General features: G+C 58.7%; 24 protein-coding genes and 3 pseudogenes. 15 read left to right on the top strand and 12 right to left on the bottom strand.

Features of this window, described 5'->3' with window-relative positions; all coding sequences use genetic code 11:
- Window positions 1-83: 83 nt before the first annotated feature.
- Window positions 84-1,391, bottom strand: coding sequence for a sensor histidine kinase (locus ACWR1S_RS23105; protein ID WP_454565127.1), 1,308 nt, complete (start codon window positions 1,389-1,391; stop codon window positions 84-86).
- The gene (locus ACWR1S_RS23100; protein WP_007919579.1) at window positions 1,388-2,128 is read right to left on the bottom strand and encodes a response regulator; all 741 of its coding nucleotides are present in this window, start codon (window positions 2,126-2,128) and stop codon (window positions 1,388-1,390) included. The genes ACWR1S_RS23105 and ACWR1S_RS23100 overlap by 4 nt, the downstream gene beginning before the upstream one ends.
- Window positions 2,129-2,423: 295 nt before the next feature.
- Between ACWR1S_RS23100 and ACWR1S_RS23095 the strand changes: the two genes are divergently transcribed.
- From ACWR1S_RS23095 to ACWR1S_RS23085, 3 genes are read left to right on the top strand one after another with little or no spacing between them, the layout of a single operon-like run.
- A complete protein-coding gene (locus tag ACWR1S_RS23095) occupies window positions 2,424-2,687 on the top strand; it encodes a DUF2790 domain-containing protein (protein ID WP_454565126.1) in 264 nt (87 codons plus the stop codon).
- 50 nt (window positions 2,688-2,737) lie between these two features.
- The gene (locus ACWR1S_RS23090; protein ID WP_454565125.1) at window positions 2,738-2,992 is read left to right on the top strand and encodes a hypothetical protein; all 255 of its coding nucleotides are present in this window, start codon (window positions 2,738-2,740) and stop codon (window positions 2,990-2,992) included.
- Window positions 2,993-3,029: 37 nt separating this feature from the next.
- Window positions 3,030-4,241 (top strand): cytochrome c biogenesis protein DipZ, encoded by a 1,212-nt coding sequence (locus tag ACWR1S_RS23085; RefSeq protein ID WP_454565124.1) that lies wholly within the window; start codon window positions 3,030-3,032, stop codon window positions 4,239-4,241.
- 18 nt (window positions 4,242-4,259) lie between these two features.
- On the opposite strand, the gene ACWR1S_RS23080 is transcribed toward ACWR1S_RS23085, so the two are convergent.
- Window positions 4,260-4,721 (bottom strand): GNAT family N-acetyltransferase, encoded by a 462-nt coding sequence (locus ACWR1S_RS23080; RefSeq protein WP_454565123.1) that lies wholly within the window; start codon window positions 4,719-4,721, stop codon window positions 4,260-4,262.
- A 225-nt stretch (window positions 4,722-4,946) separates the two neighbouring features.
- Here ACWR1S_RS23080 and ACWR1S_RS23075 point away from each other — a divergent pair, with 225 nt between their 5' ends.
- Together ACWR1S_RS23075 and ACWR1S_RS23070 are read left to right on the top strand one after the other, a co-directional pair.
- A complete protein-coding gene (locus ACWR1S_RS23075; protein WP_454565122.1) occupies window positions 4,947-5,219 on the top strand; it encodes a DUF4242 domain-containing protein in 273 nt (90 codons plus the stop codon).
- Between the two features lie 33 nt (window positions 5,220-5,252).
- Window positions 5,253-6,065, top strand: coding sequence for a class I SAM-dependent methyltransferase (locus ACWR1S_RS23070; RefSeq protein WP_454565121.1), 813 nt, complete (start codon window positions 5,253-5,255; stop codon window positions 6,063-6,065).
- Window positions 6,066-6,189: 124 nt separating this feature from the next.
- On the opposite strand, the gene pcsA is transcribed toward ACWR1S_RS23070, so the two are convergent.
- On the bottom strand, window positions 6,190-6,912 hold the full coding sequence (gene pcsA / locus ACWR1S_RS23065; RefSeq protein WP_105709010.1) for a phosphatidylcholine synthase: 723 nt from the start codon (window positions 6,910-6,912) through the stop codon (window positions 6,190-6,192).
- Window positions 6,913-7,172: 260 nt separating this feature from the next.
- Between pcsA and ACWR1S_RS23060 the strand changes: the two genes are divergently transcribed.
- The 4 genes from ACWR1S_RS23060 to ligD all read left to right on the top strand — a co-directional run bounded on the left by ACWR1S_RS23060 (window position 7,173) and on the right by ligD (window position 13,053).
- Window positions 7,173-7,940, top strand: coding sequence for a tellurite resistance TerB family protein (locus ACWR1S_RS23060; protein WP_454565120.1), 768 nt, complete (start codon window positions 7,173-7,175; stop codon window positions 7,938-7,940).
- Between the two features lie 162 nt (window positions 7,941-8,102).
- Entirely contained in the window at window positions 8,103-9,479 is a 1,377-nt protein-coding gene (locus ACWR1S_RS23055; RefSeq protein WP_454565119.1) for an iron-containing redox enzyme family protein, read from the top strand.
- A gap of 11 nt (window positions 9,480-9,490) precedes the next feature.
- Complete coding sequence (locus tag ACWR1S_RS23050) at window positions 9,491-10,444, top strand: methyltransferase (RefSeq protein ID WP_180699500.1); 954 nt, start codon at window positions 9,491-9,493, stop codon at window positions 10,442-10,444.
- 17 nt (window positions 10,445-10,461) lie between these two features.
- Window positions 10,462-13,053: a DNA ligase D gene (ligD, locus tag ACWR1S_RS23045; RefSeq protein WP_454565118.1), complete on the top strand. Its 2,592-nt coding sequence runs from the start codon at window positions 10,462-10,464 to the stop codon at window positions 13,051-13,053.
- On the opposite strand, the gene ACWR1S_RS23040 is transcribed toward ligD, so the two are convergent.
- On the bottom strand, window positions 13,054-13,455 hold the full coding sequence (locus ACWR1S_RS23040; protein WP_454565117.1) for a hypothetical protein: 402 nt from the start codon (window positions 13,453-13,455) through the stop codon (window positions 13,054-13,056).
- A gap of 80 nt (window positions 13,456-13,535) precedes the next feature.
- Window positions 13,536-13,850 (bottom strand): DUF2388 domain-containing protein, encoded by a 315-nt coding sequence (locus tag ACWR1S_RS23035; protein ID WP_122594408.1) that lies wholly within the window; start codon window positions 13,848-13,850, stop codon window positions 13,536-13,538.
- A 304-nt stretch (window positions 13,851-14,154) separates the two neighbouring features.
- On the opposite strand from ACWR1S_RS23035, the pseudogene ACWR1S_RS23030 reads away from it, so the two are divergent.
- Both ACWR1S_RS23030 and ACWR1S_RS23025 read left to right on the top strand, forming a co-directional pair.
- Window positions 14,155-14,931: pseudogene (locus tag ACWR1S_RS23030) on the top strand (MCP four helix bundle domain-containing protein); the annotation flags it as partial.
- Window positions 14,926-15,789 carry a methyl-accepting chemotaxis protein gene (locus ACWR1S_RS23025; protein ID WP_454565151.1) on the top strand — a complete coding sequence of 288 codons (864 nt, stop codon included), beginning with the start codon at window positions 14,926-14,928 and terminating at the stop codon, window positions 15,787-15,789. The pseudogene ACWR1S_RS23030 and the gene ACWR1S_RS23025, both read left to right, overlap by 6 nt.
- 166 nt (window positions 15,790-15,955) lie before the next feature.
- Here the strand turns inward: ACWR1S_RS23025 and ACWR1S_RS23020 are convergent, their stop codons facing one another.
- Window positions 15,956-16,387: a nuclear transport factor 2 family protein gene (locus ACWR1S_RS23020; protein ID WP_454565116.1), complete on the bottom strand. Its 432-nt coding sequence runs from the start codon at window positions 16,385-16,387 to the stop codon at window positions 15,956-15,958.
- Between the two features lie 470 nt (window positions 16,388-16,857).
- Between ACWR1S_RS23020 and mqo the strand changes: the two genes are divergently transcribed.
- From mqo to ACWR1S_RS23005, 3 genes are all read left to right on the top strand, one after another.
- A complete protein-coding gene (gene mqo / locus ACWR1S_RS23015; protein ID WP_242206495.1) occupies window positions 16,858-18,504 on the top strand; it encodes a malate dehydrogenase (quinone) in 1,647 nt (548 codons plus the stop codon).
- A gap of 238 nt (window positions 18,505-18,742) precedes the next feature.
- Window positions 18,743-18,997 carry a hypothetical protein gene (locus ACWR1S_RS23010; protein WP_454565115.1) on the top strand — a complete coding sequence of 85 codons (255 nt, stop codon included), beginning with the start codon at window positions 18,743-18,745 and terminating at the stop codon, window positions 18,995-18,997.
- Window positions 18,998-19,039: 42 nt separating this feature from the next.
- A complete protein-coding gene (locus ACWR1S_RS23005) occupies window positions 19,040-19,456 on the top strand; it encodes a hypothetical protein (RefSeq protein ID WP_454565114.1) in 417 nt (138 codons plus the stop codon).
- A gap of 148 nt (window positions 19,457-19,604) precedes the next feature.
- On the opposite strand, the gene ACWR1S_RS23000 is transcribed toward ACWR1S_RS23005, so the two are convergent.
- Window positions 19,605-20,033: a nuclear transport factor 2 family protein gene (locus tag ACWR1S_RS23000; protein ID WP_454565113.1), complete on the bottom strand. Its 429-nt coding sequence runs from the start codon at window positions 20,031-20,033 to the stop codon at window positions 19,605-19,607.
- A gap of 438 nt (window positions 20,034-20,471) precedes the next feature.
- On the opposite strand from ACWR1S_RS23000, the pseudogene ACWR1S_RS22995 reads away from it, so the two are divergent.
- Window positions 20,472-20,916 (top strand): annotated as a pseudogene (locus ACWR1S_RS22995) (NUDIX hydrolase).
- A gap of 6 nt (window positions 20,917-20,922) precedes the next feature.
- On the opposite strand, the gene ACWR1S_RS22990 reads toward ACWR1S_RS22995, so the two are convergent.
- The 4 genes and pseudogenes from ACWR1S_RS22990 to ACWR1S_RS22975 form a co-directional block, all read right to left on the bottom strand.
- A complete protein-coding gene (locus ACWR1S_RS22990; protein ID WP_454565112.1) occupies window positions 20,923-22,080 on the bottom strand; it encodes a type VI immunity family protein in 1,158 nt (385 codons plus the stop codon).
- 1 nt (window position 22,081) lies between these two features.
- Window positions 22,082-23,023 carry a PoNe immunity protein domain-containing protein gene (locus ACWR1S_RS22985; protein WP_454565111.1) on the bottom strand — a complete coding sequence of 314 codons (942 nt, stop codon included), beginning with the start codon at window positions 23,021-23,023 and terminating at the stop codon, window positions 22,082-22,084.
- A 5-nt stretch (window positions 23,024-23,028) separates the two neighbouring features.
- Window positions 23,029-24,600, bottom strand: coding sequence for a hypothetical protein (locus ACWR1S_RS22980; RefSeq protein ID WP_454565110.1), 1,572 nt, complete (start codon window positions 24,598-24,600; stop codon window positions 23,029-23,031).
- Window positions 24,597-25,215: pseudogene (locus ACWR1S_RS22975) on the bottom strand (type VI secretion system tip protein VgrG); the annotation flags it as partial. The pseudogene ACWR1S_RS22975 and the gene ACWR1S_RS22980, both read right to left, overlap by 4 nt.

The raw sequence follows: 25,215 nt of genomic DNA, 5'->3' as shown, positions 1-25,215 counted from the left end.
TGAAGTTGTAGGCATTGGCGCGGCGGCGTGCAGGCTACCGACCGGTACTGGTCGGTAGTGTTAAACAGGTGCCGTGCAAGCGTTTACGGGTGCAGCGGCAGCTTCAGTTCAGCACACAACCCGCCACCCTCGCGGTTGCTCAACGTCAACGAGCCGCCCAACGCCATGGCCAGTTGCTGGGCGATCGCCAACCCCAGCCCGGTGCCGCCGGTATCGCGATTGCGCGAGTTTTCTACGCGGTAGAACGGTTGCAGCACTTGCGCCAGTTCAGCGTCGGCGATGCCCGGGCCACGGTCCATGACGGTGATCGCCAGGCTGCCCTTGTTCGCTTCGACCCAGACTTCGGCGGCACCGGCGAATTTCAGTGCGTTGTCGGTCAGGTTCACCAGAACCCGGCGCAACGCATGAGGACGGGTGTCGATGACCGTCGCACTCTTGCCGACCAGGTGCACCTGCTTGCCCATGTCCTGATAGTCGAACACCAGGCTTTCGAGGAAGGAGTCCATGTTGGTCCGGCGGCTTTCTTCGGTCGAACCATGGATGCTGCGGGCGTAAGCCACGCCTTCGCGCACCAGATGTTCCATCTCGCTGAGGTCATTCCACAGTTTGTCTTTCTCGGCGCAATCGTCCATCAGCTCGGCGCGCAATTTCATCCGCGTGATCGGCGTTTGCAGGTCGTGGGAAATCGCCGCCAGCAGTTGCATGCGCTCTTTGAGGTAAGCGGCGATGCGCGCCTGCATCGTGTTGAATGCACGCGCGGCGTAGGCCACTTCGTTCGGGCCGCTTTCGTCGAGGTTGATCGGGTGGGCGTTGGGGTCAAGGGTTTCCACGGCGTTGGCGAGGCGCGTCAGCGGACGGATCGCGATGCGCACCGCCAGCCAGGTGCAGGCGATCATCAACGCCAGTTGCCCAAGCAAAACCACCGGCAGCCAGGGCGACAATGGCGCCATGGCGGGACGCACATCGATGGTCACCGGGCTGCCGTCGCTCAGGCGCAAATGGCCCTGAAAGTGTTTCTTCGGCCCGGGAATATCGGTGAAGGTCAGCGGATAGCGTTCACCGATGGCTTCAGTGATCGAGGTGACGGCCACCGGCACATCCCCAGCCTCGATCGGCGTGCCCGGTTCGCCTTCGCTCAACAGGTAGCCGTAATTGGCCCGCGCCAGACGCGTAAGCCAGTCGGGGCGCTCTGCGGCGGGCAGTCGATCAAGGATCGCAATCGAGGTCGACACGTCGGTTTCGAGATTGCCGAGCATGGTGTTCTTGGCGCTTTGGTAACGCTCGTAATACTGCGCGCCGAACGACAGCGCCTGAGCAAGCAGCAGGCCGATCAGAAAGATCAGCGACAGGCGCGAGGCGAGGGTACGCGGCCAGTGCAGATTGACGCTCATGCCGGGGCACCGAGAATTTCGACTGGCAGTGAGAACACGTAACCTTCGCTGCGCACGGTCTTGATGTAGGCCGGCTCGCGCGCATCATCGAGCAGACGCTGGCGCAAACGGCTGACCAGCAAATCGATCGAGCGGTCGAACAGATCGGCATCGCGGCCCTGGGTCAGATTGAGCAGTTGATCGCGGCTGAGCACCCGTTGCGGGTGATCGAGAAAGACCCGCAGCAATCGATATTCAGCGCCGCTGAGGGCGACCATGGTGCCGTCCTTATCCAGCAGATGACGGGCCGAGGTGTCCAGTTGCCAACGGCCGAAGGCCAGTAACCGCCCGGCCTCGGTGACCACCAGATTCGGTGGCAGCATCCGTGTGCGGCGCAGCACGGCGTTGATCCGCGCCAGCAGTTCGCGGGCGGCGAACGGTTTGGTCAGGTAATCATCGGCGCCCATTTCCAGACCAATGATGCGGTCGGTTTCATCGTTGCGCGCGGTCAGCATCAACACCGGCGTGGCCTTGTGTTTGCCCACGCGCAGTTCGCGGCACAGCTGCAGGCCATCGTCGCCGGGCATCATGATGTCGAGCACGATCAGGTCGACGGTGTTGGCTTCGAGAAAGCTGCGCATCTGCCGGCCATCGGCGACCACCGTGGTGCGCAGGCCGTTTTTCTTCAAGTAGTTGCCCACCAGTTCACGGATCTCGCGGTCGTCGTCGACGATGAGAATGTGATCGACATGATCCATCGGTGCAAACCTCTATCAAAAGGGACTGCCGTGCAGTGTATCGAGCCTGCGGCGGCTCGCCTGCCTGCCTTTGTATTGCAGTGTATCTGCCGTGACAACGGATACATGAGCACGCAAAAACCCGGTTTTTTCAGGGCTTTGTATCGCTGTGTATCCCCCGCTGGCCGGGATACACAGCGATTGAAACGCGGCTTTTCCTGACACAGACGCGATACCTCGCGAGCCTCAAATAGGCTCCATCGAGGCTCACACCGATCGCCTCGGCTCCAACCCACTGAAGCCTTGAGGAAACGCCATGAACAACACATCCGTAATCGCCGCCTGCCTGTTTGCCGCCCTGAACATCTGCACGCTGTCGGCCCGTGCCGAAGCCGCTGTCACCCCGCAAACCTACACCTACGGCACCCACCTGGATATCCAGAAAGTGATCTCGCTGAAAGAGGACAACTCGGTGTCCTGCGGCATCGTCGAGGCGCGCATGACCTACCTCGATTCGGCGGGCCAGACCCGCGTACTCGATTACAGCAAATTCGCTGATGGCTGCAACACCGACAACTGAGTCTTCAACCAACGGCAACCCAGCCAACTCTTTATAGAAGGAACAACACCATGAACAACGTCTCGCGTTTTTTGACCGCCATCGCGTTCTCCCTGGCCGGCGTCGCCGCCCATGCCAATGCTGCGGTTGAACAGCATAGCTGCCACAGCGGTACCTGCTTTCAACTGACGCCGGAGGCCAAGCAGGACAGCGACGGCCTGATTGCCGCGGATGGCTCGAGCCGCACGCCACAAGGCCAGATGTTTGCCGAGAACGGCGCCAGCCGAACGCCGCAGAGCCATTGGCTGGAGAGCCAAAGCGTCTGAACGGCTCGCCACATTCATTGATCAAGGGTGACTCACTATGTACCTCATCGCATTCCTCGGCGGTCTGCTGACCGTGCTCAGCCCCTGCATTCTGCCGGTGGTGCCGTTTCTGTTCGCCGGGGTCCAACGCAGCCGCGCTTCGATACTGCTGACCCTCGGCGGCATGGCGCTGACCTTCGCGCTGATCTCAAGCCTCGCCGTGGTCAGCAGCGAGTGGGTGATCCAGGCCAGCAACAGCGGACGTTACGTCGCACTGATCGTGATGAGCGTGTTCGCCCTGTCGCTGATCTCGGCGCGCATCGGCGACTGGCTGACGCGACCGTTCGTGATGCTCGGCAACCGCCTCGATCCGGATGCGCGCAAGAAAGCCGGACCAATGGGGGCGATCATGCTCGGCGTCGCTACGGGGTTGCTGTGGGCACCGTGCGCCGGACCGATTCTCGGGGTGATCCTCAGCGGGGCCATGTTGCAAGGTGCCAATGCGCAGACCAGTGTGTTGCTGCTGGCCTACGGCGCTGGCAGTGCGTTGTCGCTGGCCACGCTGATCTTCACCGGGCGCGGCTTGGTCAATCGCCTGAAACCGTCAATTCCGTTCACCGGCTGGTTGCGCCGTGGTGCCGGTGTTGCGGTGCTCGCGACGGCGGTGGTGATTGCCACCGGCTTCGATAAAACCTTGCTGGCGAACACGTCCTCCCAAGGCCTGGCCAGCGTCGAAAAAAGCCTTTTGGAGAACGTACCGAAAGCAGTCGACTACTTCGTCAGCAAAGTCCGCGCGGACTCGCCGATGGAGCAGGGCAAAGGCGCGATGCCGTCACTGGGCGGCGCCGTGCAATGGCTCAACTCGCCCGAGCTGAACGCCGAGTCCCTGCGCGGCAAAGTGGTGCTGGTGGACTTCTGGACCTACGACTGCATCAACTGCCAGCACACGTTGCCGTACGTCAAAGACTGGGCGAAGAAATACGAAAAGGACGGCCTCGTGGTGATCGGTGTGCACACCCCGGAATACGGCTATGAGCGGATCATCGACAACGTTCGGGATCAGGTGAAAAAACTTGGCATCACCTACCCGGTGGCCATCGACAACAACTATGCGATCTGGCGCAACTTCGACAATCAATACTGGCCGGCGCATTACCTGATCGACGCCAAAGGGCAGGTGCGTTACAGCCACTTCGGCGAAGGTCGCTATGAAGCGCAGGAGCAGATGATCCAGCAGTTGTTGCAGGAGGCGAAGGCGCCTGCGGCCTGATCAGCAACGTCCGATGGCTCAGAGGTCACGCACCATGAGCCATTGCTCGTTGTCCCAGGCACGAAAACGCTCCACGATTTGCCAGCCGCGCTTGGCGTAGTAGCCCTGCTTGGTTTGTGTGTGCAGATAAAGACGCGCAAAGCCGCAGTCTTTCGCCTCGTGACAAATTCCTTCAATCATGCGTTCCGCCAGCCCTTGTCCGCGTGCTTCAGGGCTGACGAATACGCAGGCCAGCCAAGGGCCGAGATCGGGCCGCAGCGCGAGGTCATCACGCGCCAGCGCCGCGCCGCCGACAAGCCGCTCACCGTCCATGGCGATCAGGCAGGACCAGTCGCCATTGCTTTGGCCCAGGGCAAATTCACGCTGCCATTCGGCCAGCGGTTGGTCGACGTATTCGTAAGGGAATTGTTGATGAATCCATTGCGCATAACGGTCGCTGTGGTGCATGTGATGCGCGAGCCAATCGATTTTCAGTGACATCTGACGAGTCCGTTCCAGTAGCGAGCGAGCATCAGAAACCAATCCCCGAACGTTGGCAATCCTGAAGGTGTTCCAGCCGCTTAACAGATTCGCGCCACTCATCGGCAAACCCCCTGTTTTCAAGGGTTGCCGGACGATCGGCAGGGACGCCAGTCAGCAGCAGCGCGATAGTGGGCGAGCAGGGTCACTGCCGGTCCTGCCACATAAAAAGAACGCGAGGTTGCCATGCCGAAATTCGTGATTGAACGCGAGATTCCAGGAGCCGGAAAGCTGTCGGATGAAGAACTAAAAGCCGTGTCGCAAACGTCCTGTCAGGCCTTGCGTGATCTCGGGCCGCAGGTGCAGTGGCTGCAGAGTTATGTCACCGCCGACAAAATCTATTGCGTGTACATCGCGCCTGACGAAGAGCAGGTGCGCGAACACGCCAGGCTCGGTGGCTTTCCTGCCAACAGTGTGGCGCGTGTGGTGACGGTCATCGATCCGACGACGGCCGAATGATCACCGATCCCACCCGCAGCGGAGTTCACTCTTATGAGTACCCCGATTGACCTGACTGCCCTGAAGGAACGCCAGAAAGTCGCCTGGGCCAGCGGCGACTACGCGGTGATTGGCACGACGTTGCAAATCGTCGGCGAAAACCTCGCCGAAGCCTGCGACCTGCGTTGCGACGAGGAGGTGCTGGATGTCGCCGCCGGCAACGGTAATGCAACGCTGGCAGCGGCACGGCGCGGTTGTCTGGTCACCTCGACCGATTACGTTGCGGCACTGCTGGAGCGCGGTCAGGATCGGGCCCGGGCGGAGCATCTGGACGTGACGTTTCAGGTGGCCGATGCCGAAGCGCTGCCGTTCGCCGACGAGAGTTACGACGCCGTGCTGTCGACCTTTGGTGTGATGTTCGCACCGGATCAGGACAAGGCTGCTGCCGAACTCGGCCGGGTTTGTCGCCGTGGCGGGCGGATCGGTCTGGCCAATTGGACCCCGGAAGGTTTCGTTGGCCAGATGTTCAAGACCCTCGGCCGGCATCTGCCACCGCCTGCCGGTGCTCAGCCGCCGTCGAATTGGGGCTCCGATGCGTGGTTGCACAAGCATTTCGATGACCGCGAATTTCTGCTGCGCGTGACGCGGCGCGAGTTCAACTTCCGCTATCGCTCGGCCGCGCATTTCATCGATATTTTCCGCCATTGGTACGGGCCAGTGCACAAGGCTTTCGCGGCGTTGCCGCCGGAGAGTGGGCAGGCGCTGGAAAGTGATCTGGCGGCTTTGCTCAACCGTTTGAACCGGGCGGGGGAGGAGTCGCTGGTGGTGCCGAGTGAGTATCTGGAGGTGGTGATCACTAAACGCTGAATGAAGATCCCTGTAGGAGTGAGCCTGCTCGCGATAGCGTTCTTTCAGTCAAAAATATTCAACTGACAGACCGCTATCGCGAGCAGGCTCACTCCTACAATGGATGTGTGTTGGGTTCTGGAGCTTATTTCACCTGCGGCCGCTCAAACCATTCCAGCGCCGTGCGCCAGATGCAGATCCCCAGAAAGTACGCTGACATCAGCAACCACAAGCCCATCACCAACGGGTTGATCACCGGGTGGTTGAGCACCAGCGACAGGCTGCACAGCAGCCAGATTGCCGTCACCGCAATGTTGATCGGCATGAAGCGGCGCACACGGAACGGGTGCAAAAACTTCATCCGCGTCACTGTCAGCAACGCCAGGCCAATTACCGTCAGGAAGGTAATCCATGGCCCCGGTCCGATGATGTACAGGCACAGCGCGACCACATTCCACGCCGCCGGAAACCCGACAAAGTAGTTGTCCTTGCTCTTCATATTGACGTTGCAGAAACAGAACAGCGACGACACCAGAATCAGCGACACGGTCAGCAGCAGGGTGTAGTCGGGCAATGGAATGTAGCGATAGATGAACAGCGCCGGAATGAACACGTACGTCAGGTAATCGATCACCAGATCAAGGATCGAACCGTCGAAGCTCGGCAGCACCGATTGCACGTTGACCTTGCGCGCCAGTGCGCCGTCGAGGCCGTCGACAATCAGCGCCACGCCCAGCCACATCAGGCAGTGGGTCGGCTGGTTTTCCAAGAGGGCGAGGGTGGCCAGAAAGGCAGTGACCACGCCAGTCGCGGTAAAGCCATGGGCGCCCCATGCTTTGAGCCTGGCGATGTGTACGGTCGATATCACGGGGGCGTTCTCCAGAAAGTCAAGCAAGCCGGGTATCACCCTTGGGCAACAAGGGCGCCGGCAAACCGGGTCGGGGTTGCAGCTATCGACCGGTCTGGCCGGGATAAGGTTCACCATTGATCAATCTTAGCTGGCCGGCGAAAAAATACGCGGGCGAAATCCATCGGAGCATTGGGTGTCAGCCAAACGGTGCTGGCGCTATGGCTGCCGGGGTCTATTGTTGCCAGACGCAGTCACTGCCAATGCTTGAGGATGACGTCATGAACACCAGCGATTTGCTTGAACAACTGCTGCGAGGCCAGGCCTCGACGGGACAACAATCTGCAAACCCGGCTGGCGGGTTGGGCGGTTTAGGTGGGTTGCTGGGTGGACTGCTCGGTGGCGGCTCGGGCGCGGGCAGCAGCGGTGGCTCCGCCGGTGGACTTGGCGGCTTGGGCGGCTTGCTCGGTGGTTTGCTCGGCGGCGGTGCCGGTGGTGGTCTCGGCGGCGCATTGGGTGGGGCTCTGGGCGGTGGGGGCGGCACGCAAAGTCGTTCCGGCGGGACCAATTATGCGGCGCTGGCGTCGCTAGGGATGATGGCGTTTCAGGCATATCAGGCCTGGCAACGCAGCCAGGCTAGCGCGGCCCCGCAACAGATTCCCCAGACCGCGAATCTCCTTGCAGGCCCGGACATCGAAGAACACAGCCACGCGGTGCTTCGTGCGTTGATCGCGGCGGCCAAGGCTGACGGTGAGATCGACGCCCGGGAACAACAGTTGATCAATGGGGAAATCAGCAAACACACCGACGACCCACAATTGCAGCAATGGTTTGAGGACGAAGTCTCGAAACCGCTGGACGCCAACGAAGTCGCGCAGGCGGCCAAAGGCGATCCGGCCATGGCCGCTGAAATGTATCTGGTCAGCGTAATCCTCGTGGACGACCAGCAGAACGCCGAGCGCAGTTATCTTGATGAGTTGGCAGCAGCCTTGCAGATCGATCCGGACTTGCAGGTGCATCTGGAACAGCAGGCCAAAGGTCAGGCCTGAAGTCACGTTAAAAAATCATTGCCACCAGCAGCTCCGCCAAGGAGCTGCTTCGCCGTCCGTCCGGGCAATTTTCACGTCGATTGAATTTTTCGCAGGCGCTGGCTCTCTGCTGCTGTAGAGGCGTGTGGAACAGCGCCCTGCCAATCGACCGAGAATTTTGCCATGACTGTCCTGACACACCTGCAGGCTGCGCCTGACCAACCGCATGTGATGAACGCCGCCGGAAGCATTCGGCAGGTCTATGATGCGCTGTTGCGCGATGACAATTCACAGGACCTTGCGCGGACGTTTTTGCAGGAGCAACTGCAACACGCCGCGCAACTCTCCGATTCCCTGCCCGAAGATCCCGCGACGTGGCACGCATGGGTAGCCGAACATTGCGCCGATGTCGCCCGGCAATACGCCGACTATCTGCAACAGCGCAAGGCCGGTGGGCCTCGGCAATTTTTCCGTGGCAAGGCGCAGGCGTTGTATTTCCTGCAAGCGGTAGCGCCGACCAAACTGGTTGATGGTGCCTGGCTTTCTGGCCTGCTGCCGCGCTGGCAGGACCCGCGTTTACAAGGCTTGCTGCGCACCTTTCTGGAAGAACTGGGCGAAGGCAATCCGGCGCAGAACCACGTGGTGATTTACCAGAAATTGCTCGCCGAGCACGATCTGCAGGACAGTAGCGCCATCGACGATGAACGCTACCTGCAAGGCGCGATACAACTGGCACTCGGTGTCTGTGGTGCTGATTATTTGCCCGAGGTGATCGGCTACAACCTCGGCTATGAACAACTGCCGTTGCACCTGTTGATCAGCAGTTACGAACTCAGTGAGCTGGGCATCGATCCGTACTATTTCACCCTGCATGTGACCATCGACAACGCCAGCACCGGCCATGCACAAAAAGCCGTGCAAGCAGCGCTCGATCTACTACCGCTTGAAGCCGATCGCACCGAGTTTCTACGCCGGGTATCGCTGGGCTATCGGCTCAACGACCTGGGGCAGGGCAGTCGCGCAATCATCGAGGGTTTCGACCTAGAGCACGAGTTGCTGGCGATGCTCGAGCGCAAGTGCCCATTCGCCCAGCACATGCACTCCGATTACTGCCGCTTCGAAGGGCAGACCGTCAATCAGTGGCTGGCTGCACCGGAACAATTGCCCGGTTTTCTTCAAGCGTTGCAGAACAAGGGCTGGATCAAACGCCACGAAGACCCGCAGACCAGCCGTTTTTGGCAACTGATCGCGGGCGACGGTGCGGCGATGTTTGGCGTGTTCAATACCTACGAAAAACAACTGGTGCACGACTGGATTGCCGGCGACTGGACACCATCGGATAAAGCGAAAGCTGTTCGGCGGCACAGTCATCCCGCAGCGCCCATCGAAGGGCTTGAACAGGATCCCGACGTACAGGCGCTCAACGCCGCGCTGCAAGGTCGGGACGGATTGGCGCAGATGGCGATTCTGATCCCCTGGCTCGCGCCGGCCCGCCATGCACATCCGGCCGGACTGCTCGCCACCCGCCGTTTTATCGAACTCAAATCCCGTTTGCCTTAAGGACATCGCCGATGAATCAGGAAGAACAACTCTGTACCAACGACCTCGTGCTGCTGCAACTGGGCCGGCGCTTGTTGGCAGACGGATATCGGTTCGTCACCCCGACGCCGTTGACCCATCAACGGGTCAACCAGCGTGACGAGGGTCAGATGGCCGACTCCTTGCGCGATGTATTCGGTTGGTCGCGTCCGTTCGCACCGGGGTTGTTGTCGGCCGATGAACAGCGGCAGCTGCAAGACGCTCAGGTCATTGATACCTACGAAGGTCAGTTGAAAAGTCGCGTGCGCTGGTCAAGCCTGGATGATTTGCTGTTCGTGCATTCGGCGTTCCCTACCGAGGCTGCTGATGCGGTGTTTTTCGGCCCCGACACCTACCGTTTTGCGCAACTGATCCACGCTCACCTGCAACAGAATTTCGCGCCGATCCATCGCGCGGTGGACATTGGCTGTGGCGCTGGCGTCGGTGCGATTGTGATCGGCCGTGCCCGTCGCGAGGCACAAGTGCTGGCGCTGGACATCAACCCTGCAGCGCTGCGTCTGACTGCGATCAATGCGGCGCTGGCAGAAGTCGGCAACGTCGAAGTGCGCGCCAGTGATCTGTTGCAAGGCGTTGACGGTGAGTTCGACCTGATCGTCGCCAACCCGCCGTACATGGCCGATCCAGCGGAACGCGCCTATCGCCACGGTGGCGGCACGCTGGGGGCGGGGCTGTCGCTGCGCATCGTCGAGCAGGCGCTGAATCGGCTGGCACCTGGCGGCTCGTTGCTGCTTTATACCGGCGTGGCGATGGTTGATGGTCGCGATCCGTTTCTTGACACCGTGCTGCCGCGACTCGATGAACAGCGCTTCGGCTGGACGTATCGCGAACTTGATCCGGATGTCTTCGGCGAGGAGCTGCTCAACCCCGGTTATCAACGGGTCGACCGGATCGCCGTGGTGGCGTTGACCGTGACCCGAATTGGCTGAAGCAAGGCAGGTGCGCAATGAGCAGAAACCTTGACGACTACAACCGCATGCGCGACTTCTCGGCGACGTCTGAGCCGGCCGCCGTCAAGCGCTCCGGGCGTGAAACCGCCACGGATCACGCGTTGCAGTTCTGCATCCAGAAGCACGACGCTTCGCACCTGCACTATGACTTTCGTCTGGAACTCGATGGCGCCTTGAAGAGCTGGGCGGTGCCGAAAGGGCCGTCGCTCGACCCCAAGGTCAAACGTCTGGCGGTGCATGTCGAGGATCATCCGCTGGATTACGCGACGTTCGAGGGCAGCATCCCCGAAGGGCATTACGGTGCTGGCGATGTGATCGTCTGGGATCGCGGTGTGTGGATTCCGCTGGAAGATCCGCACAAGGCCTACGCCAAGGGCAAGCTCAAGTTCGAGCTGCAAGGCGAAAAGCTCGGCGGCATCTGGAATCTGGTGCGCACGCACATGCCGGGCAAGAAGGAGAACTGGTTTCTGATCAAGCATCAGGACAGCGCCGCTCGTCCGCAAGATGATTACGATGTATTGGTCGCCGAGCCGGACAGCGTGCTGAGCGAACGCACACTTGTCACCCAGCCCAAACTGGCCGCCGAACAAAGTAAACCGCTGAAAAAGCCCCCGGCCAAGACGCGCAAAGCCGCGACCGGCAAACTCACCGGCGCGCACAAGGCCAAACTGCCGGCGCAGCTCAAGCCGGAACTGGCCACGTTGGTCGACAGCGCACCGGAAGGGCAGTGGAGTTACGAGATCAAATTCGACGGCTACCGGATCATGGCGCGCATTGATCATGATCAGGTGCAACTGTTCACCCGCAACGGTCACGACTGGACGCACAAATTGCCGCAACAAGCCGCAGCCCTGGCGGGGCTCGGTCTTGAGTCGGCTTGGCTGGACGGTGAAATGGTCGTCGCCAATGAACAAGGCGTGCCGGATTTTCAGGCCCTGCAGAATGCCTTCGAAGCCGGGCGTAGCGGCAACATCCTCTACTACCTGTTTGATCTGCCGTATCTCAACGGCGTCGACCTGCGTGAAGTACCGGTCGAAGAGCGTCGCGCTGCGCTGGCCACGGTGCTCGGCAGTCATGAGCAACCGTTGTTGCGTTTCTCTGAAGCCTTCGACGAAACCCCGGATGCACTGCTCAACAGCGCCTGCCAGATGCAGATGGAAGGCCTGATCGGCAAACGCCTCGGCTCGCCGTATGTGTCGCGGCGCAGTGGCGACTGGATCAAGCTCAAGTGCAAGCATCGTCAGGAGTTCGTGGTCGTCGGCTACACCGACCCGAAAGGTTCGCGCAGTGCCTTCGGCGCATTGCTGTTGGGGCTGCACGATCGCGACAGCGGCGAATTGCGCTACGCCGGCAAGGTCGGCACCGGTTTCAACGAATCAACGTTGAAAAGCATTCTGGCCCAACTCAAACCCTTGCAGGTGAAGAAGGCGGCGGTGGTCAATCCACCCAGCGGCTTCGAGGTCAAAGGTGTGCACTGGCTGAAGCCGAAACTGCTGGCAGAAGTCGCATTTGCCGAAATGACCAAGGACGGTTCGGTGCGCCACGCCGTGTTTCATGGCTTGCGCGATGACAAACCGGCCAAGGACATCACTGAGGAGCGAGTGAAATCCGTGAAGACTCCAGAAACGAAAACCGCCACGAAGACGCCGACGAAAAAATCTCCGGCCAGTAACACCGACACCGCACCGTCACAACTCGGACTGGCCAACGGCAAGGTGCGCATCACTCACCCTGATCGGGTGATCGACGCGGTCAGCGGCACCACCAAAATACAACTGGCCGAGTACTACGCCAGCGTCGCCGAATGGATCCTGCCGCAGCTCAAGGATCGGCCAGTGGCCCTGGTGCGTGCCCCGGACGGCATCGCCGGCGAACTGTTCTTCCAGAAAAACGCCGAACGTCTGGCGATCCCCGGCATCACCACGCTGGACAAGGACGTCACCGGACAACCGGTGATGCTGATCAACAACGCCGAAGCACTGATCGGCGCGGTGCAGATGAGCACCGTCGAGCTGCACACCTGGAATGCGACCACGGTCGATCTGGACAAGCCCGATCGCTTCGTCCTCGACCTCGACCCGGATCCGGCGCTGCCGTGGAAAAGCATGGTCGAAGCGACGGCGCTGACATTGACCGTGCTCGATGAATTGGGTTTGAAAGCGTTCCTTAAAACCAGTGGTGGCAAGGGTATTCACCTGGTCGTGCCGCTAACCCGCAAGCTTGGCTGGGAGGAGGTCAAGGACTTCAGCCACGCCATCGTCAATCATATTGCCAAGCTGTTGCCGGAGCGGTTTTCGGCGGTGTCCGGGCCGAAAAACCGCGTCGGGCGGATCTTTATCGATTACCTGCGTAACGGTCTGGGCGCCACCACCATCTGCGCTTACGCCACGCGTACCCGCGAAGGTCTGCCGGTGTCGGTGCCGCTGTTTCGCGAGGAGGTCGCCGAGATCAAGGGTGGCAATCAGTGGAACGTGCACAACGTTCATGAGCGGTTGGTGGAGGTTGGCGACGAGCCATGGGCCGACATGAAGAAAACCCGCCAGAGCATCACGGCCGAGATGCGCAAACGCCTGGGGCTGAAAAAGTGATCAGGTGTCGCGCAGCAAGTCGTGGGCGTTGAGCAGTTCGAAGGCAATTTCGGGGTGATTTTCCAGGCCGCGACGGATGGCGGCCGGAATCGCTGCGCGGGTCTTGCGGCACAGGCCCGGTAACTCGTCGATCTGAATGGCGATGCCGCGCATGGTGCGGACTTCGTTGAATCCGGGGGCGACTTCGACGCGCAATCCCAGTTGTTCATACATGCGTTTTTTCAGGTGTTCGAGATCGGCGAGGTCTTTGAGTTTTTCCAGCCGCGCCAGCAGGACTTTTTCTTCCTCGCGGGTCAGGCGCAGGATGCGCAAATCCGCGCCGGGTGTCTCCAGCAACGGGTCGCGCCCGCAAATGCAGGCGCCGGGCGGGCAGGGTGAGCGCAAGGGCACAGAAGTCGTCATGGCCTCCATCATAGAGGCCGTCGGACAGTTTTGCCTATGCGCCGTCAGCGGCCATCCATCGGCTGCTTTATCCGTGACGGCTACTGATTCAGGCCTTCGTAATGCACCAGAATCGCGTTGGCGAGATCTTCATCGCTGGCGTTCAGGCCGGGATTGTCCTGGCGAACCTGTTGCAGCACTGATTCAAGATAAACCCCACGAATGGCCCCGCCACTGGCGACAAATGCAGATAAGTCGTCACGGGCCGGAATCACCATTTTGTGATCCTTGAAGGTCGAGTACAGCGACGCGGAGACACCTGCCGAAGTGGCGACATCACCCGCATCAACGCGGGCCAGCGCCGAACCGACCGGCAGGCATAAGAGTAAAGAAGAAACGAGCACTAACTTGCGCATGACGGTGTTCCTCCACAAGCGCGAAGCAAAAAGGGAAGGACTACATAATGTGAGAGGGGCGCGGTGCGCGGGAGTTCCGTGGGGCTGGAAAGTCTGCGTTATTGCAAGACAGACGCGGTCAACGCCATGGCGGGTTGCCCGGCCTTCAGACTGCGACGGTTCAGATCACCCCGCAGGCATGCGATCACCGCCAGCGCCTTGATGGCGACTTTTTCCGTCGCCGCGTGTGCAGTACCGACACGCTCTGGCCCGGCAGACCTGCACAAATAGGCTTAACTGAAGGTCTGACGGGCGCTTGCGGCGCGTGGCCAAGGAGAAAACCAAGGTGTCGATCAAACTTCGTTTAGTGTTGCTGATTGTGACAAGTCTGTTGACGGCGTTGATCGTGAGTCTGGTCAGTTACGTCGGCAATCAGCGGATGGCCTCGGCGGTCAGTGATAACGCGGTCAGCATGAGCGCGCTGCGCAATCACATGGAAGCCGACATGATGCACGACGCCCTGCGCGCCGATGTCTACTCGGCGATGCTGGTCGGGCTGGGCAAAAGCACCAACACGGCGAGCGAGGTGCGCGATTCGATCAACGAGCATGCCGGGCATTTTCGTGAGGTGCTCGAAGAAAACCTCAAGTTGCCGATCAACCCGACACTGCGCACGGCGCTGGAACACATCAAACCCGGTCTCGACACCTACATCAACGCGGGCGAACGGATTGTCGGGTTGGCGCTGGACAACCCTGATGCCGCTCAACAGGAATTGGGCACCTTCAACACAGCGTTTGGCCAGTTGGAAGAGCAAATGGCCGCGTTGAGCGAGTTGATCGAATCCAATACGCGGCAGACCAGCGCAGGAACCGAAGCCGCTATCCGCAATGCCAACGTTGCGCTCGGCGTCGTGTTGCTCGCCAGTCTCGTGCTGCTCTTGATACAGGGGCGCTGGGTCATTCTGAGCATCATGGGGCCGTTGAAAACTGCCAGTCGCATCGCCGAAAGCATCGCCCACGGCAACCTCAGCGAGCCGATCGCCGAGCCGTCCGGCAAGGACGAAGCCAGTGTCTTGATTCGCACGCTGGCGACCATGCAGCGCGACTTGCGCAACATGATCGATGTGGTCCGGCGCAATGCTCACGGCGTCAGTGGCATGAGCGAACAACTCAGCCACGGCTGCCATCAGGTTGCCGACAGCAGCCAGCAGCAAAGCGTGGCGGCCGGCACCATGGCGGCGGCCGCCAGCCAGATGACCGCGAGCATCGAGGACATCACCCGCCACGCCGAACGGGCCCTGAGCATGGCCAATCAAGCCGAAACCCTGGCCAAGGAGGGCGGTGGAGTGATTCATCAGGTGGTCAGTGATATGGACGATATCGCCCGATCAGCGCAACAGTCGGCGCAGGTGATCCGCACGCTGGATCAGGAATCAGAAGCCATTTTCAACATCATTCAGGTGATCAAGAGCATTGCCGACCAGACCAACCTGCTGGCGCTCAACGCCGCCATTGAAGCGGCCCGGGCCGGGGAACAGGGCCGGGGCTTTGCGGTGGTGGCTGACGAAGTACGCAGCCTGGCGGCGCGCACCAGCGCCTCGACCCAGGAAATCGCCGCGATGGTCGCGCGCATTCAACACAGCACCCGCGAGGCGGTCAGCAGCATGGAGGCGGGGGTCGCGCAGGTCGACAAGGGCATGGCGGTGACGGCGGATGTCGAGCGGGCCATCCGCGAAATTCTCGAGGCGACGTTGAGCACGACACAACTGGTCAACGACATCACCCGCACGATCGGCGAGCAGAGCCAGGCCAGTAACGAGATTGCCCATCAGGTGGAAATGATTGCCGGGATGTCCGAGGGCAACAGCCGGGTGATTGGGCAAACGGCAAATACCACCGATGAATTGTCGAGTCTGGCAGCGCAGTTGGCGCAGTCGGTGGATCGGTTTCGGCTGTAATCAGGACGATTCGTATTGTCAGGGCTGCAGCCTTCGCGAGCAGGCTCGCTCCCACAGGTTTCGTGGTGTAAATGCAATATTCGCTGCGCCACCGAACGCTGTGGGAGCGAGCTTGCTCGCGAAGAGGTCAGTTCAACCAACACTAATGCTGGATAAATTCACACAATCAAAACTTGAACGCCTGCCGCCCCACCAGCAACCACTTGCCATCCTGCTTCTGCCAGATCTGAAAATTCTCGATCTCCGTTGGTATCACCTCGGTCCCCTTCAACGCCTGCGCGGAAAAGTGGTGGCGCACCAGCGCGGTATCGCCGGACAGGGTGATGGTCTGATTCTGCATTTGCAGGGTCTTGAACGCGCTCTTGCCGGTTTCGATATCGGCAATAAACTCCTTCTTGTCCTGAATCTTGCCGCTGGAATGGCCGTAGGTCAGGTTGGGCGCGGTGAGTGCATTCAGTTCGGCGATGTCCTTGTGCAGCATCGCCTGGGTCAGATGATCCACCGCTTGGGCGACATCTTTTTCCGCCGGGGCAGACGCGGCCATGGCGTAGCCGTTGAAGGCACAGAGAAAGCCGATCAGGAGTCGGGTCTTGGTCATGACATGTGTTTCCTTGTTGTTATGAGTGATGACTGCTTCGTCAGTCATCGTACAACCTAGCAGATAATGAATGGATAAGGCACTGCTTCAAGGCGCTGATCGTCGGGGTCATGTTCAGCCTTCGCCGGCCGATAAGTCCCTGAGCGGAAAAAGACTCTCAAGTCGGGAACAGACGCGCGGGTTTGCCCTGACGTGATATTCTTCGCGCCAACTTGGTTTGACCTTATTCAGTTTGCTTGCCTGCGGGCGGGCCGACGGAATCCCTGTCGCTCAAGTAGCTGAGCCAATAATGATAAGAAGTCAGTTCAGAAGGGACATTAACTGAGGTCGATGCAGCATGTCGGCCTTGTGTGCCCACCCGTCAAAATTGAAGTGTGCCGGAATCTGCGACGCTAGCCTGAGCGTCATCAAAGCGGATCGCATGCAGATAACAGCGGCGGGCGGAAGGCGTTTTATCATAGGTGCAACAGATGTTTAAAAAAGTGAACACAGCCCTGCTGGGTCTGGCTTTGGCGATGGGGATGACATCCGCCAATGCTGACGAAGCAAAGAAAGTCGACGTGCTGCTGATCGGCGGCGGCATCATGAGCACCACCCTCGGTGTGTGGATCAATGAGCTGGAGCCAAGCTGGTCGATGGAAATGGTCGAGCGCCTCGACGGCGTCGCCCTCGAAAGCTCCAACGGCTGGAACAACGCCGGTACCGGTCACTCGGCACTTGCCGAGCTGAACTACACCCCGGAAGACGACAAAGGCAACGTAACGATCCCGAAAGCCGTCGAGATCAACGAAGCGTTCCAGGTCTCCCGTCAGTTCTGGGCCTGGCAGGTTCAGCAAGGCGTTCTGAAGAACCCTCGCTCGTTCATCAACACCACTCCGCACATGAGCTTTGTGTGGGGCGATGACAACATCAAGTTCCTGAAAAAGCGCTACGAAGCCCTGCAAGCGAGCCCGCTGTTTGCCGGCATGCAGTACTCCGAAGACCCGGCTGTGATCAAGAAGTGGGTCCCGCTGATGATGGAAGGGCGTGACCCGAACCAGAAAATCGCGGCCACCTGGAGCCCGCTGGGTACCGACATGAACTTCGGCGAAATCACCCGCCAGTTCGCCACGTACCTGCAGACCAAGCCGAACTTCGATCTGAAACTGTCGAGCGAAGTCCAGGACATCACCAAGAATGCCGATGGCACTTGGCGCGTCAGCTACAAAAACCTGAAAGACGGCACTAAAACCGAAACCGACGCCAAGTTCGTGTTCATCGGCGCGGGCGGCGGTGCACTGCACCTGCTGCAGAAGTCGGGCATTCCTGAAGCCAAGGAATACGCTGGCTTCCCGGTAGGCGGCTCGTTCCTGGTGACCGATAACCCGGCCATCGCTGAACAGCACCTGGCCAAGGCCTACGGTAAAGCCTCGGTTGGCGCACCACCGATGTCCGTTCCGCACCTGGACACCCGTGTCCTGGACGGCAAGCGCGTCATCCTGTTTGGCCCATTCGCGACCTTCAGCACCAAGTTCCTCAAGGAAGGCTCGTACCTGGACCTGTTGACCAGCACCACCACCCACAACATCTGGCCTATGACCAAGGTCGGCATCAAGGAATACCCGCTGGTCGAGTACCTGGCTGGTCAACTGATGCTGTCGGATGAAGACCGCATGAACGCGCTGAAGGAATACTTCCCGAACGCCAAAGCCGAAGACTGGCGCCTGTGGCAAGCCGGCCAACGCGTGCAAATCATCAAGCGTGATGAAGCCGCTGGCGGCGTGCTGAAACTGGGCACCGAAATCGTTGCCGCACAAGACGGCTCCATCGCCGGCCTGCTGGGCGCATCGCCAGGCGCGTCGACCGCTGCACCGATCATGCTGAGCGTGCTGCAGAAAGTCTTCAAAGACAAAGTCGCAACCCCAGAGTGGCAATCCAAGCTGCACCAGATCGTGCCAAGCTACGGCACTCAGCTGAACAGCGATCCGGCCAAAGTGGCTGCAGAGTGGGCGTACACCGCCAAGATCCTCGAACTGCCGACACCTCCAGTGATCGGTCAGGTGGCTGCTCCGGCCGCACCTGCAGCTGAAAAGGCTGAAGCTCCGAAGGAAAACGCTGCACGTGACATGGCTCTGTGATTTGACTGCCCCGCCGGAGCGGTTGGGCGTTTAAGTCGATTGAGGCAAGAAAAACCCGCTGAGCCTGCCTGGTCAGCGGGTTTTTTTGTGGACGTTTGATTCATGCAAAGCAGTCAGTAGTGGCATTTTGATGTTTTTTGCCCTTATTCTTGACCGCGCGGCCGCAGCGAGTGAAGAAAGCAGAGCGGTCTCATCGTAGTTTGTTCCTATGGAGAGTTACGGGTGATGGAGGTGTTTCGTGCCACAAATTGATCTTCAAGCGTATTGGGGGCCGACTAGTTTCAGTCTGGATTGTCAGGAGCTTCAGGACCTGAAGGACTATCTGGTTTCGGGGAGTAAGAGCGTCGTAACGATTGGGGCCAGGAACTACAAATGGCAGGATGGAGGCCTTTACTTTGCTTCCAGTGGCGATCCTGGAAAGTACTACATCGATATGACATCGAGTGACATTATTGCTGTCATCGACGCCGCGATTAGCCAGCATTGTCGATAATCACGCTCGGCGTAATCCTGCTCGGTTTGAGGGATCAAAGAAATGAATGCAAAGGTTCAGGCTTTCTCTGAAGAAAAATTCAAGTGTTTTGTAAGGTACATGATCCAAGTTGCAAAGCAGAAGCGCTGCGTTACCTATGTAGAGTTGGAGAATGCCTTCGGTTTAGGACATGGCCAAGTCGGATGGTATGCGGGGAAGTTAGGCGACTACTGCAATGCGACGGGCTTGCCCCTGCTCAATGGGCTGATTATCAATAGTACTGAATGTGTTCCTAGCCATGGCTTTGACTGGTATGAAGCCCAGTATGAAAAATCATGGGGCGAAATCGTCAGTGAATGCTTTAAGTATTTCCACGTCACCTCTACGAGAGCCAAGCAGTCCGAGGGGTTCAGTGGGCGCGATACTGATGTCAGTAAATTCCTGAAGGAAAGTGGCATGCCTCAATATCTGGAGGTTTAGTTTTCCTCCAGATCGCGGCCATGACACGCACTGGTTCATTTTTACTGACAGGCTGATTAAAGCCCCATTGCATTTTATTGGAATGGGGCTTTTGCCGTTTTTGAGGTTCAGGAAGGCGCAGTTGTCGGTACCGGGATGGCTCTGGAGCTCAGGCTTTGGCAGACGCCAGATAAGCGCCGAGGCGACGCCCCATCTCTTCGCCCAACGCCTGCAATCCGCTGAGCGGCCGCACCATCACCTCGAACTCGACAATCTTGCCGTTCTCGTCAAAGCGAATCATGTCGATGCCTTTCAGCTCCTTCGAACCCACCTTGGCGCTGAACTCCAGAATCACATTCAAGCCATCGGCAGTCGCCAGCTCACGGTGATAGGTGAAGTCTTCAAACACCTCGAACACGGTATTGAGGATCATCGACACCACTGGCGCGCCCGGATAAGGCGTGTGCGCCATCGGCGAGCGGAACACGGCTTGCGGGTCGAGCAGGCCGGGCAGGGCGCTGAGGTTGCCGGTGCGGATCATTTCGTGCCATTTGCCCAGCGATGCGGCGACGTTGGGTTGCAGGTTCAGGTCGGTCATGTTCACTCCAGGATTTTTCTTGTTGTTGTCGCGACGGCAATGACTCTAGATCAACCACGCCGAAATTGAACCCTTGTGCCGCGATCTGAATATCGGCCCATGGCCCATGCGGATCAGATGCGCATCTGATCCGTATTTTTTCACTGGATCTGCCTCTGTTACCAGCTCAGTCATCCGCTCAAAATAGCCCCACGGTTCGGCACTCGCGGCAGTTCTTCATCCCGAAGCGCCCAGTGCACCGCAAGCTCGGCATTGAGGAGAGCAACATGAACAAGATGGCGTTTTTTCTGGGTGGCTTTCTGACACTGACCATTCTGATCGGCCTGCTCGCAACGATTTCTCCGGTCTGAGGCGACCCATTACCAGTGAAGTCCACGGGTGTGTCGCGCAAAGCATGTTTAAATGCCGCGCCCCCACACCTGTAAATGGACTTCAGTCATGGCCGAACACCGCATTCGCGCGCGCACTTTGCGTTTTTCATCACAACGGCAAAATTCTGGTTAACGAATTTCGCGACCCGGTCAGCCAGCAAACCTGCTTTCGGCCCGTCGGCGGCGGTATCGAATTCGGCGAGACGAGCGCCGAAACCATCGTGCGTGAAGTGCAGGAGGAGTTGGGACTGACCATGACGGACATGCGTCTGCTCGGCACACTCGAAAGTCTTTTCGTTTACAACGGCAAACCGGGACACGAAATTGTCCAGGTATACGACGCGACGTTTGTCGATCAAGGCGTCTACGACCACGCACAGATCGATGGCCATGAAAGCGACGGCGCGCCCTTCACCGCGCGCTGGCATGACAGCTCAAGCTTCAGCGAGCAGGCGCCATTGGTGCCGAATGGCTTGCAGGAGCTACTGAAAAGCGCCGGATTGCTCGGATGAATTCACTCACGCTTCCCCCGACCAATACCAAAGCGTATCGCCCCAATTCGAGCCACTGAACCCCGGCATGATTTCCCCCAAATCGAAGTAACGTCGGGAGTTTGCCTGTGCGGGGCTGAACCAATAACCTGCGGCGCTACAAGGCTGACCGGCCTCTATTCGTGCTGGAGTTTTCGAATGCGCATCGTCTTGGTCGAATCGCGCGTACCAGCGCTCGGTACTGTCTTGTGCGAAGCAGTTACCGTAGGGTGAATAAGTGTGCAGTTGATCGGGTTTTGGATTACGAAGCTGTTTCAAAACACGGTTCACCGCTACATAGGTGACGGGTAGAGGTTCATGGATAGCGCCCAGTTCGGGTAAAGCGCCGGCGCGAATGATCAGTCCGCCCTGATAATCCAGCATCTCGACGTCGCCACGTCCGCTGAAGACGTGGCGTAATCCGTCTTTGCCTCCCAGTTGCTCGGTAAATCGAGTGCCAACAATGGTGTACCAGTTGACACCTTTGATGTGATCAAGCAGTTCTCGTTTGAAGTTGTGCACCATTGAGTCAACTTCCAGACCGACATATTGCTGCGCCAGTTGAAATTCCATGGGCATGTAACGATCGAAGTCGTAGGGCAGTATGCTCGAAAGTCCGCCGTAGCCATGTTCGGCTTCAACCTGATCGCACAAGTAAACCAGCCATTCTTGAAAGCGCGCGACGCCGTCGGGCTCTTTCAGGAAACTCCAGGGCAATGTCATCTTCAGGTATGAGCGTTTTTGATCGCCATGCACCTCGAATGAGTTCAATGCGGACAGGCTGTACGCGGCAGCTTCGTTCGCGGTTGCGCCGCTGCTGATGTGCCATTCGTATTGTTCGTTCGGCCCTGACTCGCGAATTTTTTCCTGGGTTTTGCTGAATCCGGAATCTGTCAGCTTCTTGTAGCGGTCGTCGAACTGTCCCTTCAGATGCTGGCCGAACTCTTCCTTGAATCGGGTGAAGCATTGCATGACATTGCGTTTGCTTTGCAGCGAGTAGCCTTCCTTGAAGTAGAGGGTTGCGATCAACCCGAGTCGTACAACGGGGGTGTTATCGGGTAGCTCAAACGTCAGGTTCGCAGATTGTTCACTCAGTTTGTTCAAGCTCTCCCTGATCGAGCCTTCGTCCTGAAGGACGGACTTCACCTCAAACTTCCCCCGACCAATACCAAAGCGTATCGCCCCAATTGGAGTCGTTGATCTTCGGCATGAGTTCACCCTGTTGGAAATGACGGCGGGAGTTCGCCTGAGCAGGAGTGAACCAATAGCCGGTCCGGCTGCATGCATCGCCGGCAACGATTCGGCCAACTTGTGTCACTCGTGGGCTTTGGTGATTTCTCGCATAGTCGACCAGATCTTTTGGATAAACCATATGGTCGACTTTGCTGTCGTCGATGCCATACAAAAACGCGATGGCGGCGGCCTCGATTGCCCAATAGCCAACGTAATTGCCGTCTTCTCCTTGTAAATGAGTGTCGTGCCACGGTGCTTGTTTAAAAGCGGGGTACCAGCCCTGGCAATACTTTTTCAGCAGGGCGGACGCCTCTTCGCGCGTGTCGGCGTAGATTGCTTGTATTAGCGGGGTGTATACGTCGTGATACCACTGGTCAACGTCATGACGGTTGGGCAGCACCTTCTTCAACAGGTCTTCGAATAGCGTGTCGTCCCCGGCATAACCTGCGTTGTCCAGCATTTTGACAAAGCGTACGAGCAAGTCGTTACGGTGCAGCAGAATACACAGACCGATTACTTGCACAGCTTCTTCGTACTGATCTGGCCAGTCATCGATAGCCAACGGAGAAATCTGTGGCGCTCCTTCGAAGTCGGCGAGGGTTTGCTGGCGCACTTCATATTTTTCGATCAGGTCCTCAAGTAACGGAACCAGAGACTCAACGTCCATTCCTGCGGTGTAAGTTGCCAACAATTTGTCCAAAGCCAGACTTTGGAAGTATCGGGCACGCTGGGATGCTTCCTCTTCATCGGAGTCGGATTTGAAACGATTGGTCTTGAAGAACTCGATGACTTCGTCATGTTCTTTCAGGAAGTGGTTGTACTGATGATCAGAGAAGAATTTCTGGCGTTTGCTCATTGATGTCATGCCTCAAGCTTGAGGGAGTCCCTCGCACCGTATTTTTTTGCCAAGGATTTTTTGCGCTTGTTTACAGCCGCTTTCACCTCGGTTTCGTTGTAATGAAACGCCTTGTGTGTGCGATGGGTGCTTTCTGCAAGACTCTGAAACCGCGCTTCGGCATGGTCTTTCGGGCTTGCGCTGGAATGATAAAGCGGGGAATAAAACAGATGGCGACTGTAAGAGGCCAGGACCTGTGCGGCAAGTGCGCGACCAGCCACAGCCTTGTTCAGGTTTTGGGTGATCCACTGACTGCTCATTTGAACCAGTATTTCTTTGATCTTGGCAGAGGGCGCGGGTGAGCGGCTGGATGCCTGTGGTTTGTTTTTTCCGGTTCTCATCGACGTTGAGGGCTTGCTGGCACCGGCCTCAGGGGTATCTTCGATCGGTTCAAGCAGTTGGCTTGCGTCGGCGATGCGCGTTACGCCCGATATGCCCGATTCTCCCAGTTTGGAGGCGATGCCGGGTTTTCGAGTGTTATTGGCTCTACGCATGAATTTTGGTGCATCTTCTTCGCGGCTCGCCTTCGCTTCGACAATCGCGAATTTTTCGCCGCCATTGTTCGCTGGCTTCGCGCGCCAGACCGCGTCGATACCGGTTCCATTGGCGCCGTCAGACAGTTTGTAAAGGACATGCCTGGCTTTAGGGCTGCCTCCCGAAGAGAGTTTTCCGGTTTTCGTGGCACCCGGCAGCCCTTCCAGCCATTTGCCATCCGCCCCCTTGTCATGTCCATCCCAATCCTTGCCCCAACCGAATTCGACTGCGCAGATGTAATCGGCGATATGTTCGCCGCTGACGCCCAAGCCTTCATTCAAAATGCTCGAAGGCGCCTGTACGCCGACCTTGGAGGATTCGACACGGTTGGAGTGGGTGCCGCTGGCGCCGTCCTTGCCTTGAGTGCCGACGGAGGAATCGCGGTTGGCGGGTTTTTCCGCGCGCCGTGGGTGACTGGTGCCGGACGAGGCGGCGGAGCTGTTGCGCTGCATGCCTTTCCATTTGATCAGGCGTTTTTCAACAATGCCAAGCATCGCCGGCATGTTGTCTCGGGCGGTAGCGAGGACGGTCACCACGGCGGTTTGAACCCAACCCGGCGAGCCCTTGTAAACAGAGGAACTTCTGATCGCGGAAATGATGTCGTCCATTTCCGCACGCAGTTTGCCGGCGTTGAAAATACGTGACAGGAGTTCTTCCGGACTGGTCTTGATGCCGCACTCTTGCAGAACGAACCGCAGCAGATCGAACAACACCGGGGCGAATCGTTGAGGGTTGCGGTTGACGATACGCATGCTTTTTTTCAAGCCGTCACCCGCGCCGGGTATCCAGCCGATCACTGCCAGGAGCAAGTCGAACTGGGCATCTTCCTTGGCTCCGGGCGTGTCCGATTTGTACAGCAGAACGGCGGACTCGATGGTGTCGTACACGTCAATGGCCTGGCCCAGAAACGGCACCGCACCCATCGCAATGCCTTTGCCCAGTTCGATAGCCGCTTCCTGATAAGCCCCGGTGCGGTCGTCGTTGCTGCTTGCTTGTTCGCTCATGCCAGCCTCCCTGCGGCTTTTTCGACCAATGCCTGTAGATCAACGGTGGCGGGGTCGAGACCCAGTTTTCGCAGATCTTCGTCGATTTTGTCGTCAGAAGCGTCAACCACGGCCACTGCCGGACGATCATAGGGACGAGGGTCTTCACCGTAATAGACTTTCGCGGGGCCTTTTGGCACGTCTTCCAGCCGGGCGAATCCGTCGCTGTCGAGCACACCTTCGCGAGTCGAACCATCGGCGAATTCAACGCGATAAGACGCGCCGGGTACGGGTTCGAGATTGTCGTAGTGCAGGTTCAGTTCAAGCCAGGTGGGATTGGTTTTGGCCCGTTCCATCAAGTTGCCGGCCGTGTCAGTCGCCGCCAGTCCGGGAATCAGCGGAGCAAGAATCCCGATGCCGGTCCCCACGCCGGGCGAGCCGCCAGTGTTGACCTTCACCTCGGCGCCGCTGATGGTCACGCCGCCCGCGTCAACCTTGACGAAGCTCCCGCCTGCCTTTGCCGTCAGCTCCATGCCGCCCTCAACCACAACCTTATCGCCAGCGTGGTAGTGAATCTCTGTCCCGGCCTCAACAAACTGCGCAGTCCCCACCTTCAGATGCTGCGTCACACCCACG

The sequence above is a fragment of the Pseudomonas sp. AIG genome (assembly GCF_977020205.1).
The sequence above is the reverse complement of the archived record's forward strand: the minus strand, read 5'-3'. Positions and strand labels throughout refer to the sequence as shown.